We start from the raw sequence: 16,451 nt of genomic DNA, 5'->3' as shown, positions 1-16,451 counted from the left end.
TAATTTTTAAATAACAAAGCATATGAAACGAACATTATCCACACTTTTCGCAATCATTGCCATTTTTTGTCTGACAAGTTGTAGCAGTGATGAAGAAGATTACAGAATTACAGGGGTGTACGAAACGACCCACTACAGAGATTTAAGTACACCAGAAACTGTTATTAACAGCAAGGAAGAGTTAAAGAATTACATACAACAATACCTGGTCACCTGGGAAAGTACCCTAAACAAGGAACTTGAAGGCGACTTTTCAAATTATAGTATAATTTCATATTGTTATTATACAAGCATCAAACCTCAGAAAATAGAATATACAGAAGACAACAATAATATTACTGTTTACTGTGAATGCGGCATGCACAATGAAATGGCATTACCTTTATGTTACTTTATCAAGGTTAAACCGAAAATACCATCCAACGCCAAAGTAAACTTAGTCGTTAATGGGATTCCTAATTAGTAAAAAGCCTATCACTTGACAATCAATCAAGTGATAGGCTTTCTTATTAACACACAATCCTTAATTGCGGAAAAAATTATTTATTCTGCTTCAGATAGTTCAACTGAACCTTAGGAGCGCAGGCATTGCTTGTCTTCTCGGTGTATTCTGCCACCTTCAATGTAGCAGTACCCTTGATGTTCTCTACATCACTACCTACCTTGAAGAGATAGTTACCTGCATCTACCTTCCACTGGCTGTTGGCCTCATCGAAGCTGGCAAGATCGCGCTTTTCGAGGGTCATCTTCAAAGTCTGGCTCTCACCTGGATTCAGCAACTTGGTCTTGCCGAAGGTCTTGAGTTCCTTGGCTGGCTTCTCGTAAGCGCCCTTTGGAGCGGTGACATAAACCTCAGCAACTTCCTTGCCGGCAACCTTACCAGTGTTCTTGATGGTTACGCTTACCTCGATATTGTTGCCTTTAGCCTTAACAGATGGCTTGCCAAACTCGAAGGTAGTATAGCTCAAACCATAACCGAATGGATAAGCCACATTCTTCTTGAAGGTATCAAAGTAGCGATAACCTACATAGATATCCTCCTCATGGTTGCTATAGTCGTAACCCTTGATATTACCCTTGCTCCAATCCTGCAGATTCTTATAGGTGTACATATCGTAATCCATGGCGAAGTTGGCAGTAGATGGATGATCGATAGCAGCGATAGGCCAGGTCATGGTCAACTTACCTGATGGATTCACCTTACCGGTCAAGATATCAGCAACAGAGTTACCGCCCTCGATACCTGGCTGCCAAGCTACGAGAATAGCATCCACACGGTCTCTCCAACTGGCAGTCTCCATCACAGAACCAGAGTTGATGATGACAATCACCTTCTTGCCCTTGGCATGGAAAGCATCAGATACACGGAAAATCATATCCTGCTCTATCTGACTGAGGTTGAACTCACCATTGATCTGGCGATCCATTCCCTCACCTGCCTGACGGCCGATGGTGATGATGGCTGCGTCTGCCTTTGGCTCCTCGCTTGCCACACAACGCTCGGTAATCTCGATTTCATCGAGCTTAGGCTGACCCTGATCCAGGAACCACATCATCGGATTCTTGTCTGCCTTCAACTTAGCCTTGGCATACTTCACATAATTCTGATAGATTTCTGTAAGCTGAGGAGTAGTTGCCACACCGATATTCTTCAAACCGGTAACCATATCTACAGAATAGCCTACATTAACGGCTCCACTGCCAAGACCACCCGACATGAAGTCGTAAGAGTTGACACCAAAGAGCGCCACGGTCTTCAAGCCCTGGATAGGAAGAGCGGCATCATTCTTCAGAAGTACCATACCCTCGGTAGAACTCTGACGGGTGATGGCTGCATGAGCCTTCAAGTCTGGCTCACCACTATATTTATATCCCTTGAATCGAGGAGTCTTCACGATATATTCGAGCATACGGCGAACATTGCGGTCCACATCCTTGATATCCAGCTTGCCATTCTTTACGGCATCAACAATATCCTGCACCTGTGCTGGATAACCTGGCATCATCAGGTCGTTGCCAGCCTCAACTTCCTGTTCCAGAGGAAGGTCGGCACGCTTACCAATCCAGTCGGTCTCCACGATTCCCTTATATCCCCAATCGTTGCGGAGAATATCAGTAAGGAGGCCCTTGTTGCCCTGGGCATAAACACCGTTAATCTTATTATAGGCAGACATGATAGTCCAAGGATTGCTCTTGCGAACCATCATCTCAAAACCTTTCAGATACAACTCACGGAGAGCACGCTGGCTCAATCGCTCATCCACCTTGGTACGGTCAGTTTCCTGAGAGTTCACGGCAAAGTGCTTGGCACTTACACCCACGCCCTGGCTCTGTACACCCTGTACAAAGGCAGTTCCGATAAGACCCGTTACGATTGGGTCTTCTGAATAATACTCAAAGTTACGGCCACAGAGCGGATTGCGATGCAGGTTCATACCCGGTCCGAGCACAACATCACAGCCATACTCCAGGGTTTCGTTACCGATAGCCTCGCCCACCTTGCGCACCAGGTCGGTGTTCCAGGTAGAAGCCAGACAGGTTCCGATAGGGAAACCGGTAGCAAAGTAGCTACGGCTGTCACCTTCGCGATGAGCATCGATATGAACACCGGCAGGCCCATCACACTGAACAGTTGTAGGAATGCCGAGACGAGGGATGGCTACAGTAGTACCCGCAGCACCCGGCACGAACTTCTTCTGGTGTCCGAGCATAGCGCCACTGCCCACGAATCCATCGTTACCACCGCCCACCAAGATTTGGGCTTTCTCTTCCAAGGTCATCGCCTTGATTACTTCGTCGATGTTGTTGGCATTCAGCTGAGGTGCTGACTGCGCCATCATTGTTGTTGCTACCGCTCCAGCCGCAATGGTAAGAGCCAATTTCTTGCAGTTCATCATTTTGTCGTTTATTTAGTTATTACTTTTCTGTTCTGTTAGTCGTTTCATCAGGTTCATGCAGTACTCAGAAGTTACAGCATTTCTTCAAAAACTTGCTGCAAATTTAATAAAATAAGGTGGAAACGCCAAGCATTTCCACCTTTTTCTTCTTGAATTCAACAAGATTATTCCCGGATTTAACAAAAGATATAGCAAGAGAATAACATACTATACATATCCCTAGCCTAAGACTAGTCCTGATATTTAATCTGGAAGTAATCGAGCAGACGCTTATAGAAGTCCTGTGCAGTAAGACAAGTATCCATCAGATAACCTTTAATGTGATTCCACTCATGCAATCCTCTATAATAAAACATCTTCAATTCATCTGTGATGATAAACGGAACGATACCATTGCTTAGGCACTCCTTGAACATAATCAGTCGCCCCACTCTTCCATTACCATCTTGGAAAGGATGAATAGACTCAAAGCGCTGATGGAAATCGATAATATCCTCCAGTTTTTTTTCTTTCTTGGCATTATACTCCTTCAGCAATCTTACCATCTCCTTGTGTACCATTTTCGGTTCACAAGTATCAATGCCCCCCACTTCATTTGGAAAGCGCTTGTAATCTCCCACCATAAACCAATCTTTTGTGCTATCAGAAGTTCCTGACTTGAGAATAAGATGAAGTTTCTTGATGAACTCTTCGGTCAACTTCTCATCAGCCTGTTCGATAATCAAATCGATACACCTGAAGTGATTGGTTGTCTCAATGATATCATCCACCCTTACACTTTGGTCTGTAATGCCTATCGTATTGGTTTCAAAAATAAAACGGGTCTGCTCATGCGACAACCTGCTTCCTTCGATATGATTGGAATTATAGGTTAAATCTATTTGAGTACGATGATAAATGCCTCCTTTCAGCTTCATATCCTTCTGTTCCCGAAGGATAGAAAGAAGTGGAGAAACCTGTTGTTTCTTGGATTTACGCATAGGCAAGGTTGCATCGGCAGGAATATTCCATGTCTTTCCCACCAACACTACTCCCTCTATTTTCCCGGAAGCACAATAATTACGCGCAGTTCGTTCTGATACCCCATACTTCTGCGCAAACTCTTTCACTGATATATAATCCATATTTTATCGGCAAGTTTACATTTGTATTTCGACTGCAAATATAACACTTTTTGCCGATAACGGCAAGGAAACAACGAAAAAAGCGATTATCCTCCCTATTTTTTGCCGATAACGGCAAGAAAGTAACCCGCAAGAACGGATACTTTCCTTAAAACAAAACCATTTCAATCTTTCGCAATTTTCATCAAAAAGAAGAAAAAAATACTAGAAAACCTTGTAGGAATCAAACAATTATCGTATCTTTGCCGAATTATCCAAAAGTTGGGTACTAGGGTAAGGACATTTAAATAATGAAAGGTATGGAGCAGAGAAATTCTTCCATCGAAATCTATCGTTCCCCAGAGGGCAACATAGAGCTGAATGTAAAATTAGAGAATGATACCGTTTGGCTTACACAAAGCCAAATGGCAGAGTTGTTTGCTGTTGACAGAACATCTGTTACACGACACATTCGCAACATTTACAAGAGTCAAGAACTAGACGAAAAGTCAACTTGTGCAAAAAATGCACAGGTTCGTTTTGAGGGTAAGAGACAAATCATTCGTGATATTCCTTATTATAATCTTGACATGATTATTTCGGTAGGGTACAGAGTGAATAGCAAAAATGCGACCTCTTTCCGCCGTTGGGCAACCTCTATCTTGAAGCAATACATTATCAAGGGCTATGCCATCAACCAGAAACGCCTAGACAATTACAACGAACTGAAAGAAGTGGTTCGTTTGATGTCACGTGCGATTACATTACAAGATCAGGTTTCAGAAGGTGAATATAACGGACTGTTCAATGTCATCAGTGACTATGTTTATGCCCTGGATACTCTCGACAAATATGATTATCAGACATTACTCATAGACAAGACGACTCAAGCCGAACCGTTCCATGCCACCTACGAAAATGCAATGGAAGCCATCAATGCTTTGAAAGAAAAGTTTGGAGGCAGTAAATGGTTTGCCAATGAGAAGGATGATTCATTCAAGAGCAGCATAGGTCAGATTTACCAAACCTTCGGCGGTGAAGAACTCTACGCTTCGGTAGAGGAAAAAGCAGCCATGCTGCTCTACCTTGTCGTAAAAAACCATTCATTCAGCGATGGCAACAAGAGAATTGCGGCCATGCTTTTTCTTTGGTTTATGGAGAAGAATGGCATTCTGTATGCAGAAAATGGACATAAGAGAATTGCCGACAACACACTCGTTGCCCTGACACTGATGATTGCAGAAAGCAGAACTGAGGAAAAAGATGTAATGGTAAAAGTGGTAGTCAACTTGATTAATAAAGACAATCAATAAGAATTGCCATTAAAAAACCGCACAACAGCTGTTCTACGCATGCACAACAGCTGAAACACAAGCGCACAACAGCTGATGTGCGACCGCATATCAACTGTTGTGCGCTTCGAGATACTTACTGTTCCAACAACTTCTATTGTATCTTCGAACAACTTCAGTTACTTCTTTCAGATACTTATGATACATTCTTCAAACGCCAATAACGCTTGAGGAAAGGCATTCAAAGCATTGCGGAAGCTTATTCAAATCATTGTAGGAATCTACTTCGCTGTATCCTTTGAGCTTCGCTTATCACGGCGATAACTGCGATAATCATCCAGCGGAATCTCAATATCAGGTTCCACCAGCTCACCCTCACGTGGCAAGGCAAACTTCTGATACTTGATGTTCAAGCCACGCTCTATCCACATACTCTCATAATAGGTCTGAATAGAGAGAATCTTACGTGTTTCCTCATCGATACCCTCCTGATGATAGAGGTCCTCGGTGCGGAAGAGTACAGGCAGATGGTTGCCATCCACCATATAAGTAGTATAGGTGAAGAGGAAGTTGGAGTCCGTCTTCAGATGGATGATACCGCCATCCACGAGGAAGTGGCGATAACGGTTCATGAAGTAAGTAGATGTAAGACGCTTGCGAGGGTTCTTCATCTGCGGGTCAGAGAAGGTGAGCCAGATTTCCTGCACCTCATCCTCGGCAAAGAAGCGGTCGATAATCTCGATGTTGGTACGGAGGAAAGCCACGTTCTTCTGTCCTTCCTCTATCGCCTTCTTGGCACCGGTCCACATTCGTGCGCCCTTGATATCCACACCGATGAAGTTCATCTCTGGATAGAGCTTGGCAAGTTCCACGGTATATTCACCCTTGCCGCATCCCAACTCCAGCACGATAGGATTATCATTGTGGAAATACATCTCACGCCACTTGCCCTTCATATCGAAAGGCACGTCATCTACAACACTATATGGATACTGGAACACGTTCTCAAAACGTTCCATATCCGCAAACTTAGCTAATTTTCCTTTGCTCATTGATTCTTTTTTCTTCGTTTGGGTACAAAGGTACAAAAATTATAAATACTCTTATTACAATTACATTTATAATTTTTGATATTTAACCAAATCTACCGGAAATTCTTTTCAGAAACGGCAGAACTGTTGCCTCCATCATCAAAAATGAAAGAATATAGACATCAGTATTGTCCTACCTCGCAACTGATACTCCTTGCTCGTACGGGTCAACCCAGAATAAACAGTATAGCCGTAGGTGCGCTGATTGAAAAGATTAAGCGCAGTCAGGCTCAACTCCATACCATTTCTGAAGCCATAACTGGTAGATGCATCGGCAAGAGTAAGATTCTTGTGCTGATGATCTGCTATCTGATTGCGATAATGCTCTCCATGCAACTTGATGAACCATGACTTCAATGGCTGGAAGTTGAAAGTGAGATTCTGGGCAAGATTGGTAGAGGAAGAATCGAAACCCAAATTCTTCAATACCATCTTATCCTTATCCCAGTTCAGCTCATAGGTGAAATTGAACCAATCCACAGGACGACCACTCCATTTTGCCGACAACATATAGTTATCAGATGAATAGGCTGAAGGAGAATCGTTCTGACGCAGGAAGCCATCAAACCTCAGATAATCAAAACCTACGCTAACGAGTCCATGCATGAATCCCAATCCCTTACTTACCTTTCCACCAGCCATCAGGTTTTCAGAACTGCTGCTGTTGGAGAAATAGGAGTTGATGATATAATCACCCACAAAATCACGAGCCACCGTAAGATGACTGTCAGACCAGCTCTTGCGGATGTAGGCATTGGCAAAGATGGTAGCAAGAGGACGCTTATAGTTGATGTTGAAGGAAACATGCTTGCTCTTGTCGGCGGTATAATCCACGAAACCCGTATAAAGATTACGGTAATCACGCATCAGCAGTCACTGATAGAAATTCTGTTCATCCACTTCCCGCTGAGCGATTCCACCGGAAAGCGTAGCCTGCAAACGGGCTGTAAGGAAATAGCTCACGCTGAGTTGAGGAGCAACCAGTGTCTTGCTGGCGTTCTCTTTCGCTCCCATCAACTTATCATTATAATAATAAGGTGTAAAGGTGATAGGCATCTGAAAACGGATATGCCAGCCACCCTGGTTATACTCAGCCTCCGGCGATGCATAGGCACGGAAGAAGGTCATGCCCAACTGATTGCGCATATTACCCAGGGAATCAGGTACTCCCTCCAGATGACTCTTCATCGTTCTGCTCAATACCTGCAAGCCTACCTTCATCATTACGGTAAAAGGCTTGAGGAAAAAGCCGAGCGAAGTATTGGTATGACTGAAGAATGCTGCCGAACGAACACTTTGATAAGCCGTTTGCTGCGAATTATCAACAGACAGAGAGTGCGGATTCACCATATAAGCATTATACGTGTTAAAGGTATAAGTTCGCTTACCACTCCGATGCAACAGTTCCAGCTTGTCCGATACTTTATATTTCGGCATCTTGACCTGCTGATGATTAGGATAAGAGCCGGCAATGTCCATCATGACATCATTCCAAGCCAGGTCGGTGGAAAGCTGATTGGCAACATACGACTTTTCGCCATTCGAAGTCAGCGTAAAGTCGGCAACCAATCTGTTCTGCTTCTGCTTTGCCTGTTCATCCTCTACATCATAAATGGTTGAATCATTCAGGAAATACTGGGTATTACTGAATGAAGAAGAAAGAAGACGGTCGTGGGTATAGACAATCTGAGAAGACAAATCTGTATTTTTGCCTAATACCCAGAGATTATTGGTTGTGAAAACATGAGTCTGGTTCTTACGCACACGGCTGTCTGAAATATCCGTCAGCTGGTCGGGCGTAACATTCACGTAATCTTTCAGATTATAAGAATTTCTCATCGCTCCAGTGCCATCATCCGAAAAGAGGAGATTGCCTTCACCGGTTACATCCGTACCTATATTATTACTCTTGAAGGTATTGAGCGACTGGGCTTTCTTGGCAAAGCGCATCAACGACATCTCGCCTTCCCAGACATTCAGCTTACCAAACTGCTCCCCTTTCTTCTGCTCCATACCGCCACCTGCTTTCAGCGTTCCTACCAGACGACTCTTGGCAGATTCCTTCAGTTTGATATTGATGGCAGGGTCTTGCGAAAACGACATATCTTCCAAAGCCTTGATAGGTTGATGATTGGTCATCACCTCTACCGAACCGACATCCTTCTGATGGATGTTGTTGGTGGCGATGGAATAGCGGCCGCCGAGCATATCATGTCCTTCGATATAAAACTTGTTGATAGCCTTGCCGTTATATTTGATTTCTCCCTTGTCCGACACCTCCATTCCCGGCATCTTCTTCAAGACATCAGCCAGACTCTTGTCGTTGGCATCGGCAAAGCTTGCCACATTGTAGGAGATGGTATCGCCCCGCTGCCGGATGCTTGGAGCCTTCACCACAACATCCTTCAGCTTTGTAGCCTGCTCCGTCAGGAGCACATGATAAACAGTAGTATCCTTCGACAAAGGAATGGTTTTCACAGCATATCCCATCATCGAGAAATGCAGCACGTTACGACCATCCGGAATAGCATTGAGCGACAGCAGGAAACTTCCATCTGCCTGCGTCTTGGTAAACTTCAGGATTCTATTGCCGGCAGCAGGTCGGATGGTAACCATCACCCCCTGCAACCCGTTGCCCGTATAGGCATCTTCCACCTTACCCGACAAGGTAACTTGCTGGGCATAGGTCAAAGTGCTCATACAGATAAACCAAAGATATAAAAACAGTTGCTTCATAAATTATCTTCTTGAGAAACCAATCCGTTCTCTCTTTACGTTGATACTTATTCTTTTTCTATCAGATCATATTTTAGAGCTTCATCCACGCTACCTAGAGAGATACCTGTAGAAGCCTCATTTATACTATTTTGATTCCTCAAATATCTATACTTTGATAACAAGAAGTCTTTTCTATCTGTTTTCTGAAAATGTTTAAAATCTTTATCTAATATACCAAAAGTGATTGGTGTTGCACTAACCTGTTGCATTCCATTAATACAAAAGTAGTATTGCTTTCCTCTATCATATACTTCCATGATTAACCCAGGGAGACCACAGAATTTCAAAGGTCCATCACTTACAGGAACATCCAAGGCAAACCAAGCTGTCCATTTTCTTCCCCTGAAACTACAAGTAGCCTTTTGACATTCATGTCCAAGAACAACCTTCATGCTGTCACTTTCTATATTCCACTCCTGTGAGTTTAAAGCATCTTCATAAAGGTAATATTGCCCCAACAAGAAATCTGTAATGGTCATTTCTCCTTGCGGATAATTCTTGTAGATGGTAGCAGTCATTCTGCGATGGGGTATGGCATTGCGCAATTGTCGCCCTTTCAATCCCTTCCCTATCGCTTCCGTCAAGAAGCTATCCCATAGTTTATCGCCATTAGGAGAAGCCATCAGAGAATCACACTGATAGGTATAATAGCTATAGCATTTAGAACACTCCGCTCCGATTTGCAGATAGAGCAAATCTTCTTTGCGCTGTTGTTCTCCAGTCAGCGTATCCGTAAGATATTCATATACATAGCTACACAGCATATTAGCCGTATCTATCTTCTTATTTTGGGCAAACCCAATAAGACAAATAGTCAAAAACAGAAATACGAAACACTTTCTCTTCATGATTTCTCAATACTATATATCTATTTATATTTTACAAACATTCTAATTGTTTATATTTCCACTTTTTAGACCCAACTTTTTCTATCTGGGGAATATCAATGCCCTGAAGTTGCGTTTGTGACTGGAAATCTCCAAAAAGAAATACATATTGTTCCTTTAAGAATTTTTCAAATGTAGTCTTCTCAAATTTGTTGTTTCCAACGTAAGTCTTGCTAAAGACAATCGGCTCCTTTGACACCTTTTCCATGCCAAGAAGTTTAAAGGTATGGCTATTATCTTCCGTAGTAGCCTCCATGATCAATCCCGGCAATCCACATAATTTCCAAGGACCATCAGTTATTGGAATATCCATAGCAAACCATGCAGTCCAACAATGACCACGATAATGGCAGACTGCCTTTTGGCACTCATGTCCCAAGATTAATTTAGAAGAATCTTGTATTACCCAATTCTGAGCATATAAAGTATCTTCATAAATATAATCTTGCATCAGTAAACCATCTGTTACAGTCATCTTTCCTTGCGGATAGTTTTTGTACACATAGGCTTTCATCCTTTTATGAGGCCACTCGGTCTTACTACCTATCGCAGCATTTATTTGCTGCCGCAGTATTACATCTCTATCAGGAGAAGCAAAAATAGAATCTACCTGCATACTATAATAACTATAGCATTTGGACATATTTTTACCTATCTGCAGCACCAACCAATCCTTGGCTGTTTTTCCAGACAAAGTATCCACTACATAAGTATAATCATATTGACATTTCAGATAAGCCTCATCTATTTTTTTCTGGGCATAACAACATCCTATCCCCATATAGGCTAAGATTGTTAATGCCACCAAACTTTTCATTTTCTCCATAACTTTTCCTTGTTTAAAATAAAGATACTCTTTGATTCTATTCTCTTTCTATCAAGTCATAGTTACGTTTATCGTCTGTCAGACCTAAGGATATACCTGACGTAGCCTCGTCTATGCTATTTTGATTATGAAAATAATTATATTTAGACTTCAGAAAAGCTTTCCGGTCAATCTTTATCCGTTTTCTATTGAAAACATCATAAACGATAGGCGTGCCAGCATCCTTCTGCAATCCCTTGATGCAAAAATATTGCTGTCTCCCCTTGTCATACACTTCCATAATCAAACCAGGAAGTCCACAAAATTTCCAAGGGCCATCACTCATAGGAACATCCAAGGCAAACCATGCCGTCCAAGAGCGACCACGGAATCTGCAGGTTGCCTTCTGGCAGTTATAGCCTAATATGTTTTTAATGCTATCACCTTCTACAACCCAATTCTGTACACCCAGGCTATCACTATATTCATAATACTGAGACATCAGATCGTCCGTTACCGTCATCATATTCTGGGGATAATTCTTATAGACGCACGCCGTCATTCTGCGATGTGGAAAAGAATTAGTCAGATATCCTTCTCGCTTTAACGCTTCTTTAAACAATGCACGAAACTTTGCCTTGCCATCTTCTGTAGATTGCAAGGAATCAGACTGATACGTATAATAGCTGTAGCATTTTGAAACATTCTTTCCGATAGAAAGAAAAAGTAAATCTTCTCCTTTCTCATCATTCTTTATCGTATCTTTCGAATAACAATAATAATATGAGCACAAAAATTGCCCATGATCTATAACCTCATTCTTAGCTTGCAACAAAAGTGCATAAAAGAATAATACCGATATACTTATTAAAATCCTCATAATAACCATTTTTTACAATGCACAACCTCAATACCTCCTAAAAGATATGTCTTTAAAAATTATTTAAATTCGAAATTATGTTGTTCATGCACAACGTTTTTGCCTTCTGATACCCTGTCCGGGTTTTGAAATGCGTACCTTTGCACCCGATTAAAAATCGGAGATTAAGAGACACTAGTGCCATGTTATTTCTCCAAAGGATTGTAATATTGCTCCCAATCTTCATTCAGATGATGAAAACCTTTTTCACTATTGTCCATCACGATAATACGTGCTCCCGTGTTGCGAACAAACGCACCTGCATTCTTATACATATTTGCCGCATACTTCTGCCATTCTTCTTTACTCATCGTCTTTCTGCTCCAAGTATAACGAATAACAGGCTGCGACTTCTGGGTTAACCCGACAGCCTCAAACACAAAATCATGGTCAGAATCCACCGCTTTCAAAATGAGTCCCTTTGCTCCATTCAACATCCATGGACCATAAGGCAAAGCGATTTTATCGGCATAATATACTTTCCATGTTCTACCACCATATTGACATTCGGCCGCATGACAAAGATAGCCCATCACCGTAGCGGTATCCTCAGGCAGATATCGCCATTTAATATCTGGCTTTTTTTCGCTATACTCTATCACCTGACTGGTATAAGGAATTCGATTGGTAACCTGACAAGTTTTATCTGAATGGCTAAACAATATGTCAAAACCCACATATTCCTCAGGAATAGGAGTAAATCGCATCGTTGTTTTCAAAGACTTTGTATTCTCCTGATCCAGATCGCGCAGATTTTTACTGAAGAAAGCATTATACTTTCTGCCAAGCTGTAGATCCATAAGATCTTCCATCCGCAAGGAATCATCCTTTGCCGTCTGGCGATATTTGAAACGATAGGTGACACTAAGATAAGCAGAATCCAAGGTTTCAAACTTATCCGTACTCTCATGCGCCAAAGTAAAAGTTGGTGAATCCAAAGCATAAGTCACACTTACTTGCGCACTCACATTCATTCCCACGAGCAACATGCCCATGACCAGCAGTTTCCTATAATTTTTCATCTTGAAGTATTTTATATGATTTTTATTCGTATTCCGAACAGGATTGTCCTGCCCCGTAATTGATACTCACCGGAATAACGTGTTATTCCATTGTCTATTATACGATGGAATGTACGACTATCTAAAAGATTGGTACATTTCAACGATAATGTTGCATTACCCCAATAATACTCCATCACCGTATTCAAGAACACATTGTTGCGACCTGATGAGAAGTAATTGTTATGATAATATTGCACGGAGGGCACCACATTCAATTGCTTACCCAACCAAAACGTAAAAGAAGAAGCATTCATGAAAGTTCTATAAACATCCCCACTTGCCTTTCCATCCGTATATGGTTTTGACACAGAGTAATCATTAGAGATTGACAGGTTCAGCCATTTCCATACAGAAGCAACATACGAGATTTTAGCTTGCAGATAGTCACTCCGACCATCATGACAATCTCCGCCTACATAGTATTCACTCCTGGACGTTCCTATGCTGAGAGATTCGCTTATCTTGGAATTCCATCGAAAGAATCCCTTCGAAACCATTTGTTCTATCTGCCAAACTCTATTTTTGGTAGATTGCGGCTGGACGATATAATTGACAACATCGTCTATCACCTGATACCCCATACTATTACCATTTCGAGCATCCACATAAGACAGAGTAACACCACCAAACAACATTTTAATAATATCCTTATAACTTGACGTAAGCGCCAGTTTAACAGAGCGATTGGGAGCTATCTCTACCTGATGAGGATTGGACATTGTCGTACGATAATTCACAAAATGTTTTAAAACCATCTGAGACAAGACAGAAGGCATCGACTCCTCACATATCGTCGTCAAGTCGAAAGATAAGCGACCAGTAGGTTTATATGTCAGATTAGAATATGGGCAAGTCGAAAAGAAACGCTTGTCATAATCCAAAGAGCCATCAGCAGAATGATAATATTTCACCCCAACAGGCACATAAACCAGCCATTGCAGTCTGTTTCCAAAATGCAACAGGATTTTAGGGCTAACAAAAGCTCCCAACAACCAGGTTTTCTGTTCGCTGCCAGAAGTATCCGACAGAGAATTCAATCCTGCACTTACCCTTTGCCAATCAAACATGACCTTGCCATTCAAATTAAACATAAGATGAGGAATCGTGAAAGCCAACAAAGATCCAGTAGCTTCACTCTGGAAGTTGCGTTGTCTCAGTAACTGGCTCATATTCGTTTCCGATATATTCAGCACCCCTCTCTTATCCGCAAAAGAAGCTTTCCATTCCAAATCTGCGACTCCACCATTCTTTTTCTTATAGTTTGCCTTCATCACATTACTCAACAAGAAACTATGACCAGAGAGAGTCTGAGCGACAAAATCATTCACCAAGCCTTCATTCTTAGGAAAAGAAGCATTTACCGACAAATTGTTTTTAAGATAACTTTTGGAGCTATTCAATTTATAAGCGACATGTCCTCCAACAAAATGCTGCCCTACCAAAGCCTGGTTAGACTCCTGTATAACATATCGAGTGCCATCATCCAAGAGATAACGGCTTTCATCGGTAGCATTTTGCTTTTCCTGATCATAAAGGTAATTTACATTAAAGCTCAAAGTCCTGTCCTTATCCAACTTATAAAGCTGATTGATAGAGGCACTATATGAATCATTCCTATAGGCATATAAATCAGAAACAGCAGGTTTATCGGGCAGCAATATTCCTGCACCCAAAACAGAATTCAGCGAAGACGAGGCATTGATTTCCTTACGTAAATCATCACCTACATTATTCGTTTTAAGCAATGTCAGGTTTTGACTATTGCGGCGGAAGTTCATTAAGTTAACAGTCATATTCCTCGCCAGCTTAGGCTGACCGCCAACCGCAACAGAAAGCATGGCAGTCCATGCACCTTTTGCCGTTTGCTTGAGTTTTATATTCATAGCAGGCGCATTGCCACTTTTTGTTCCCTGAAAAAGTTTAATGTTCTGGTGATTCTCCATTATCTGCACAGAGCCAATAGCCTTGGCATCCAAATTCTTCGTTGCCTCGCCATAGTTGTCACCAAGCATATCGGCCCCTTCAATATAAAATTCATTCACCCATTGGCCATTATACTTAATCTGCCCATTACCAATCACCTCTACACCTGGCATTTTACGAAGCAAATCTTCCAAGACTTTATCATCCTTTGATATATACGAAGAGGCGGCATAGGATATCGTATCACCTGATTGGCGTATCTTCTTCGCCTTCACAACAACCTCTTTTAGTTTTAATGTTTTTATGATAGAGTCAAGAGGTTCAGCCACTTCTTGGGCCTGTGTTTTCATTGCGAACAACAAAAGCACTAGAATACTTAGTATATACCTAAAAACACCTTGATGCATTTTAAACATTTTCTTCTTATTCTTACCTTTTAGATGTTATTGAATCTCGGCTGCAAAATTACATAGTTTTTTGACTTCATCCAAACAAAATAGGTCTATTTCTATGCCATTGCACAAATTACATATAATTCTAAGAAACAAGCACTTATAATTGCCCCTCAGATTTAAAAGGTCTAAAATATTGCCCACTGTCTATCACATTGTTCTTAGCTTGCAACAGAAGCGTAACAAAGAACAACATGGATATACTTATAAAAAATCTCTTAACAAACATATTAATATAACCTTTAAGTTTAAAGAAATATCTTTGTCATTTACTGAGCCCACTTTAAAAAGTAAGGTTTATTGAAAGTAGGCTCAGTTAATTAAAAATATCTCGGTGCAAAATTACCGAAAATTGCTCAAACCGCCAAACCTTTTACATCATTTCTCACATAATATTTGTTACCCAGTTTATTATGTAAAAATGATGTAGGTTTGCTATTCTTCCGGAATACCAAGTCTCTTCATTTCTACCTTTGCTGATATAAGCTAAAGATCGACATCAAATGTCACTTTAGTATACACATTGCCTTTGCGTAGATATATCGAATATGTGCCATAAGGCCCATAGAGTTCATTTGGAGACTTACGCAAAGCCACTTTCAAATGTCCATTAGACAGACTTATTGCAAAGTCTTCACTCTTTTCGAAAAAACAATATTCTTCTGCTCCAAGAGCATCAAACGACAATTGTTCGTCTAGCCCAAACAAGTTACCTATGTTAGTATCTTTTTGAGGCAATTCTTTTTCATCAGACAAAGACGACGTATATTCTACGACAGCCCCAACCTTGCCAGTTTCTTTCTCCAAGAAAGAAGATACCACAAACTGATAATATTTGCATCCTATCTCATATGCATTCTTATGAGAAGGAAAAGTCAAAACATTTTCGGTATTACAACATGCATACCGGTGATTTGGCAATACGCTTATTTCGCTTGACAAGTTATCCAAATTTGGCATCGTCTTACTCGGAAAACTTGAAGAAATTCCCAAATCAATTACTTGCCAACTGTCAGACCGGAAATTCATCGAGCCGTTTATATAAACTCCCGTTTCACCTAACAGGGTCTTGCCATGATTCTCATCGAGCATATTCAGTGAGTTAAAAGAAGCCTGTGACATTTCATCTTCACTGCAACTTGTAGCAAACAGAGTAATGCACAAACTCAATGCCAACAAAACAAACTTTTTTATATTCTTCATAACCTTGCCATTTAAATTGTTATTAATCACAGCTGCA

13 protein-coding genes are annotated in these 16,451 nt (G+C 41.3%); 2 read left to right on the top strand and 11 right to left on the bottom strand.

All coding sequences use genetic code 11. The features are described 5' to 3' along the window. Window positions 1–22 precede the first annotated feature (22 nt). Window positions 23–463, top strand: coding sequence for a hypothetical protein (locus F7D73_RS09255; protein WP_153124127.1), 441 nt, complete (start codon window positions 23–25; stop codon window positions 461–463). Window positions 464–539: 76 nt separating this feature from the next. Here the strand turns inward: F7D73_RS09255 and F7D73_RS09250 are convergent, their stop codons facing one another. Both F7D73_RS09250 and F7D73_RS09245 read right to left on the bottom strand, forming a co-directional pair. Beyond that, window positions 540–2,894, bottom strand: coding sequence for a beta-glucosidase (locus F7D73_RS09250; RefSeq protein WP_153124205.1), 2,355 nt, complete (start codon window positions 2,892–2,894; stop codon window positions 540–542). A gap of 233 nt (window positions 2,895–3,127) precedes the next feature. Further along, a complete protein-coding gene (locus F7D73_RS09245) occupies window positions 3,128–4,021 on the bottom strand; it encodes a DNA-binding protein (protein WP_153124125.1) in 894 nt (297 codons plus the stop codon). 290 nt (window positions 4,022–4,311) lie between these two features. On the opposite strand from F7D73_RS09245, the gene rhuM reads away from it, so the two are divergent. Continuing rightward, window positions 4,312–5,313 carry a virulence protein RhuM/Fic/DOC family protein gene (gene rhuM, locus F7D73_RS09240; protein ID WP_144154584.1) on the top strand — a complete coding sequence of 334 codons (1,002 nt, stop codon included), beginning with the start codon at window positions 4,312–4,314 and terminating at the stop codon, window positions 5,311–5,313. A gap of 260 nt (window positions 5,314–5,573) precedes the next feature. Here rhuM and trmB read toward each other — a convergent pair whose 3' ends face one another. From trmB to F7D73_RS09195, 9 genes are all read right to left on the bottom strand, one after another. Continuing rightward, window positions 5,574–6,344 (bottom strand): tRNA (guanosine(46)-N7)-methyltransferase TrmB, encoded by a 771-nt coding sequence (gene trmB, locus F7D73_RS09235; protein WP_022121261.1) that lies wholly within the window; start codon window positions 6,342–6,344, stop codon window positions 5,574–5,576. 138 nt (window positions 6,345–6,482) lie between these two features. Continuing rightward, window positions 6,483–7,250: a hypothetical protein gene (locus F7D73_RS09230; RefSeq protein WP_153124124.1), complete on the bottom strand. Its 768-nt coding sequence runs from the start codon at window positions 7,248–7,250 to the stop codon at window positions 6,483–6,485. A gap of 6 nt (window positions 7,251–7,256) precedes the next feature. After that, complete coding sequence (locus F7D73_RS09225) at window positions 7,257–9,119, bottom strand: carboxypeptidase-like regulatory domain-containing protein (RefSeq protein ID WP_153124122.1); 1,863 nt, start codon at window positions 9,117–9,119, stop codon at window positions 7,257–7,259. 47 nt (window positions 9,120–9,166) lie between these two features. Next, complete coding sequence (locus tag F7D73_RS09220; protein WP_153124120.1) at window positions 9,167–10,009, bottom strand: GLPGLI family protein; 843 nt, start codon at window positions 10,007–10,009, stop codon at window positions 9,167–9,169. A gap of 31 nt (window positions 10,010–10,040) precedes the next feature. Then, window positions 10,041–10,874: a GLPGLI family protein gene (locus F7D73_RS09215; protein ID WP_153124118.1), complete on the bottom strand. Its 834-nt coding sequence runs from the start codon at window positions 10,872–10,874 to the stop codon at window positions 10,041–10,043. A gap of 37 nt (window positions 10,875–10,911) precedes the next feature. After that, window positions 10,912–11,733 carry a GLPGLI family protein gene (locus F7D73_RS09210; protein WP_194256885.1) on the bottom strand — a complete coding sequence of 274 codons (822 nt, stop codon included), beginning with the start codon at window positions 11,731–11,733 and terminating at the stop codon, window positions 10,912–10,914. A gap of 185 nt (window positions 11,734–11,918) precedes the next feature. Next, window positions 11,919–12,794 carry a GLPGLI family protein gene (locus tag F7D73_RS09205; protein ID WP_153124114.1) on the bottom strand — a complete coding sequence of 292 codons (876 nt, stop codon included), beginning with the start codon at window positions 12,792–12,794 and terminating at the stop codon, window positions 11,919–11,921. Between the two features lie 11 nt (window positions 12,795–12,805). Continuing rightward, window positions 12,806–15,175: a hypothetical protein gene (locus F7D73_RS09200; protein WP_153124112.1), complete on the bottom strand. Its 2,370-nt coding sequence runs from the start codon at window positions 15,173–15,175 to the stop codon at window positions 12,806–12,808. A 522-nt stretch (window positions 15,176–15,697) separates the two neighbouring features. After that, complete coding sequence (locus tag F7D73_RS09195) at window positions 15,698–16,414, bottom strand: DUF5036 family protein (protein WP_153124110.1); 717 nt, start codon at window positions 16,412–16,414, stop codon at window positions 15,698–15,700. Between the last annotated feature and the right edge of the window lie 37 nt (window positions 16,415–16,451).

Source organism: Segatella copri (genome assembly GCF_009494395.1).
GTDB lineage: Bacteria > Bacteroidota > Bacteroidia > Bacteroidales > Bacteroidaceae > Prevotella.
The sequence above is the reverse complement of the archived record's forward strand: the minus strand, read 5'-3'. Positions and strand labels throughout refer to the sequence as shown.

Bases quoted from the DNA above. Each gene is read 5' to 3' on its own strand.
- rhuM (WP_144154584.1), top strand. From the start codon at position 4,312: ATGAAAGGTATGGAGCAGAGAAATTCTTCCATCGAAATCTATCGTTCC.
- F7D73_RS09215 (WP_153124118.1), bottom strand. From the start codon at position 10,874: ATGGAGAAAATGAAAAGTTTGGTGGCATTAACAATCTTAGCCTATATG.
- F7D73_RS09255 (WP_153124127.1), top strand. From the start codon at position 23: ATGAAACGAACATTATCCACACTTTTCGCAATCATTGCCATTTTTTGT.
- F7D73_RS09225 (WP_153124122.1), bottom strand. From the start codon at position 9,119: ATGAAGCAACTGTTTTTATATCTTTGGTTTATCTGTATGAGCACTTTG.
- trmB (WP_022121261.1), bottom strand. From the start codon at position 6,344: ATGAGCAAAGGAAAATTAGCTAAGTTTGCGGATATGGAACGTTTTGAG.
- F7D73_RS09250 (WP_153124205.1), bottom strand. From the start codon at position 2,894: ATGAACTGCAAGAAATTGGCTCTTACCATTGCGGCTGGAGCGGTAGCA.
- F7D73_RS09210 (WP_194256885.1), bottom strand. From the start codon at position 11,733: ATGAGGATTTTAATAAGTATATCGGTATTATTCTTTTATGCACTTTTG.
- F7D73_RS09245 (WP_153124125.1), bottom strand. From the start codon at position 4,021: ATGGATTATATATCAGTGAAAGAGTTTGCGCAGAAGTATGGGGTATCA.
- F7D73_RS09200 (WP_153124112.1), bottom strand. From the start codon at position 15,175: ATGTTTAAAATGCATCAAGGTGTTTTTAGGTATATACTAAGTATTCTA.
- F7D73_RS09230 (WP_153124124.1), bottom strand. From the start codon at position 7,250: ATGCGTGATTACCGTAATCTTTATACGGGTTTCGTGGATTATACCGCC.
- F7D73_RS09205 (WP_153124114.1), bottom strand. From the start codon at position 12,794: ATGAAAAATTATAGGAAACTGCTGGTCATGGGCATGTTGCTCGTGGGA.
- F7D73_RS09220 (WP_153124120.1), bottom strand. From the start codon at position 10,009: ATGAAGAGAAAGTGTTTCGTATTTCTGTTTTTGACTATTTGTCTTATT.
- F7D73_RS09195 (WP_153124110.1), bottom strand. From the start codon at position 16,414: ATGAAGAATATAAAAAAGTTTGTTTTGTTGGCATTGAGTTTGTGCATT.